The sequence below is a fragment of the Mesorhizobium sp. M1A.F.Ca.IN.020.06.1.1 genome, assembly GCF_004023265.1.
Lineage (GTDB): Bacteria > Pseudomonadota > Alphaproteobacteria > Rhizobiales > Rhizobiaceae > Mesorhizobium.
The window spans coordinates 1-3,278 of the sequence record NZ_RZSR01000696.1; the positions used below are offsets into that span (position 1 = coordinate 1).

5 protein-coding genes and 1 pseudogene are annotated in these 3,278 nt (G+C 63.6%); 2 read left to right on the forward strand and 4 right to left on the reverse strand.

Annotation, left to right across the window (positions count from 1 at the left end; genetic code table 11):
• Nucleotides 1–523 (reverse strand): molybdopterin-binding protein (locus EOA60_RS25200; protein WP_164899519.1); only part of this gene is annotated, 523 nt, incomplete at its 3' end.
• A gap of 127 nt (nucleotides 524–650) precedes the next feature.
• On the opposite strand from EOA60_RS25200, the gene EOA60_RS25205 reads away from it, so the two are divergent.
• Together EOA60_RS25205 and EOA60_RS25210 are read left to right on the forward strand one after the other, a co-directional pair.
• Nucleotides 651–1,619, forward strand: coding sequence for an alpha/beta fold hydrolase (locus tag EOA60_RS25205; protein WP_128312079.1), 969 nt, complete (start codon nucleotides 651–653; stop codon nucleotides 1,617–1,619).
• A gap of 188 nt (nucleotides 1,620–1,807) precedes the next feature.
• The gene (locus tag EOA60_RS25210) at nucleotides 1,808–2,086 is read left to right on the forward strand and encodes a hypothetical protein (RefSeq protein WP_095825336.1); all 279 of its coding nucleotides are present in this window, start codon (nucleotides 1,808–1,810) and stop codon (nucleotides 2,084–2,086) included.
• Nucleotides 2,087–2,156: 70 nt separating this feature from the next.
• Here the strand turns inward: EOA60_RS25210 and EOA60_RS25215 are convergent, their stop codons facing one another.
• The 3 genes and pseudogenes from EOA60_RS25215 to EOA60_RS25225 all read right to left on the reverse strand — a co-directional run.
• Nucleotides 2,157–2,396 (reverse strand): DUF2188 domain-containing protein, encoded by a 240-nt coding sequence (locus tag EOA60_RS25215; RefSeq protein ID WP_067328195.1) that lies wholly within the window; start codon nucleotides 2,394–2,396, stop codon nucleotides 2,157–2,159.
• A gap of 32 nt (nucleotides 2,397–2,428) precedes the next feature.
• On the reverse strand, nucleotides 2,429–2,707 hold the full coding sequence (locus EOA60_RS25220; RefSeq protein WP_066998903.1) for a DUF982 domain-containing protein: 279 nt from the start codon (nucleotides 2,705–2,707) through the stop codon (nucleotides 2,429–2,431).
• A gap of 90 nt (nucleotides 2,708–2,797) precedes the next feature.
• A pseudogene (locus EOA60_RS25225) lies at nucleotides 2,798–3,278 on the reverse strand (oxidoreductase); the annotation flags it as partial.

Below are 3,278 nucleotides of genomic sequence, written 5' to 3' on the forward strand. Positions count from 1 at the left end.
ACAGCATCCTGGTGCCGGTCTTCAGCGTCGGCACGACATTGTCGAGCATCGCCTGGAAGATCGACGGCACACCGGCCATCACGTGAACGTTGCCGATACGGAAGCCTGGCGCGATCGACACCGGATTATCGATGTGGTCGGCGCCGCGCGGCATGCGCGCCATGCGCTTGCGCGCCTCGGTGAATTCGATACCGCGCTCGGCATAGCTTGCCTCCAACATGGCGTAAGCCCTAGCATCGTATTCGCAAGACACGCCGAAGGCCTTGGCTATCGAATCGGCGGTGATGTCGTCATGCGTGGGGCCGATGCCGCCGGTGGTGAAGACATAAGTGTAGCGGGCGCGCAGCGCGTTGGCGGCGGCGACAATCTCGTCCTCCTCGTCGGGAACGATGCGCACTTCCTTCAGGTCGATGCCGATCGCGGTCATGATATCGGCGAGATGGCCGATATTCTTGTCCTTGGTCCTGCCGGAGAGGATCTCGTCGCCGATGACGAGCATGGCGGCTGTGACGATTTCGGGCATGGCTCACTCCGGCTGCAGGTGGCCTGAAATAACGCGGCGGACAGCCGGCCGCAATGCGCACGCGAGGCGGGGCTCTTGTGGCAGACACGGTTGCGAGTAAGGTGCGTCGGTACGGCTCGGGTGCAAGATGCTGATATCGATTTTGCCATGGCTGATCGGTGGTCTGCTCGTTGCGGCGGCCGCCGTCGTGCTCGGCTTCATGCTCGCAACATCGTGGATCGCGACCAAGGCCGAGAGGCTGGTACCGGCGTGCGGCAAGTTCATCGAGATCGGCGGCAGCCGCATCCACTATGTCGAAACAGGCGAGGGCAGGCCGATCGTGTTCCTGCACGGGCTCGGCGCGCAACTCCATCATTTCCGGCACACGCTGTTCGGCCGCTTCGGCGCCGGCTACCGGCTGATCGCTCTCGACCGGCCGGGCTCGGGATACTCGGTGCGGGCGGGCGGGGCGAGCGGCCGTCTGCCCGAACAGGCGGAAGTGGTGCGGCGCTTCATCGAGGAGCTTGGGCTCGAACGGCCTTTGATCGTCGGTCATTCGCTGGGCGGCGCCATCGCGCTTGCACTTGCGATCGAGCATGCGACGGCGATTTCCGGCATCGCGCTCATCGCGCCGCTGACGCATCTGGAGGCGAGGGTGCGCCAGAAATTCGACCTGCTCTATGTTCCCTCGCGCCTGAAGCGCTGGATCTTGGCCCATACTTTAGCGATACCGTACAGCCTGAAATATGCGGAGCCGACGATGAAGTTCATCTTTGCGCCGCAAGCCGTGCCGGGGGACTACATGATCGCCGGAGGTGGTTGGCTCGGGTTGCGGCCCGCCCATTTCCAGGCGACCTCCACCGATATCGTGGCGGTGGAAGAGGATCTCGGCCGCCTCGAACAGCGCTATGGCGAGATCCTGATGCCGGCCGGCATTCTGTTCGGCGCGGATGACCGGGTGCTCGGCATCGCGGCTCATGGCGAACCGATGCCGGGCAGGATCAGAGAGCTCGATTTCGAACGCGTCCAAGGGCTCGGGCACATGCCGCAATTCGTGGAACCGGAACGCGTCGTAGCCTTTATCGAGCGCATCGCCGCGCGCGCATTCCCAGCGTGAGGATCCCGTTCGAGTCAAAGGCCGAGAGGGATCGCGTCCGTTCACGAACCGTCACACAAAAGTGTCGGACATTCCGCCTCACCTACACTTGCAACGGGAACTTCGGCTCCAACCCTCGGTTTTAATCCGTGTCGGCTGGCGAATTTCCGGCCAGCAAGAATGCGGCAATTCACCAGATGGAGACCAATATGCTTACGAAGATTTTTGCAGCCTCGGCGCTTGTCCTTGGCATGGGCACCTCGGCTATGGCACAATCGTCGGACGCTTGGTGGTGGTGGCATCGTGATCGCCCGGTCCATAGCAAGCAGCCGGTTGATCCCTACACCACGGGCAGCATTTACTCCGATCGCGACGCCAGCGCGCTAAACAGCTTCGGCAACGGTGCCGTCGGCCCATGCGCCTCGGATACGGCCGGCCCCGACGCGAATGCCGGCCCGAACGTCAACGACCAGTATTGCGGCAAGTAGTCCGTTCGCCAGCGAGCGACCGACGTGAAGCTTTTACAGCGTCGGTCGCAGCAAGGTCGAGCGACGGAAATTAATCTGAGACTTCGGTCTGCGGCCGGTCGCGGCCATCGGCCAGTTCGTCATGCCAGACACCCTCGGAATCCTCATACTGGATGCCATCCGTGGTGCCGGCGACCTGCTGCTCGGCCGAAGCAATTTCAGCCGCGCGCAGCGCGTCCTGGCGGGTGGGAAATGTTTCTGAAAAAGTCGAGCCGACCATGTAGGCCCAGCCGCCGTCATGCTCGACGATTTTGTAGGTCAGTTTCGCCATGGAATCCTCCGGTCGAGAAGCCCTTTGCCTGCTCAATGCAGCTTTCCGTCGGACAGCCTTTCTTCGGGAACCAGCACTTCAGATTCCTCGGCTGCCTCGATCAGCGCGCGGCGCGCGTCCGCCGTCGAACGATACCCCTCCAGCGCTTTCAGGCAAGTATCGAGAGCATCACGATGCCGCTGGCCGCGATTGAGCGGCCACACGGTCATCAGGCACTCGGCCGCTTCGCGGGTGCTGCTTATTTGGCGATATTTGCCGACATGGCCGAGTTCGACCACCACCGGCTTCTCAAATGGCTTGCTGTCTGTCATGGCCGCCAACGTAAAACGGCCAATTTGGTTGCAATGGTGGCGGATGGCTGCGCCCAAAGGTCTCAGCCCATCGTCACCTGTGCAAGCCGTTCAGCCCGCGGCCTTCATCCAGTGCTGCATCGTCGTGACCGAGCGTGCCAGCTGCGGCGCCGGACGGATTTCCTCGCTGAACGTCGCCGCCGCGCGCCAGCCCCAGCGCGGATCGGCAAGGAAGGCGCGCGCCAGAGCCACCATGTCGGCGCGGCCGTCGGCCACGATCGCCTCGGCCTGCTGCGGATCGTCGATCAGGCCGACGGCGCGCGTCGGAATGCCGGCGCCCTTGCGCACAGCCTCGGCCAGATGCACCTGGTAGCCGGGGCCGCTGGGCAGCTTCTGCAACGGCGAATTGCCGCCGCTGGAACAGCACAGATAGGCGACGCCTTCCGCCTTCAGCGCCTTGGCCACTTCGATTGCCTCCTCGATCTCGAAGCCGCCGTCGACCCATTCCTTCACCGAAAGGCGGGCCCCCAGCATCAGGCCCGGCGCTGCCTTCTTCACCGCCCTGGCGATCTCCACGGCGAAGCGCATGCGG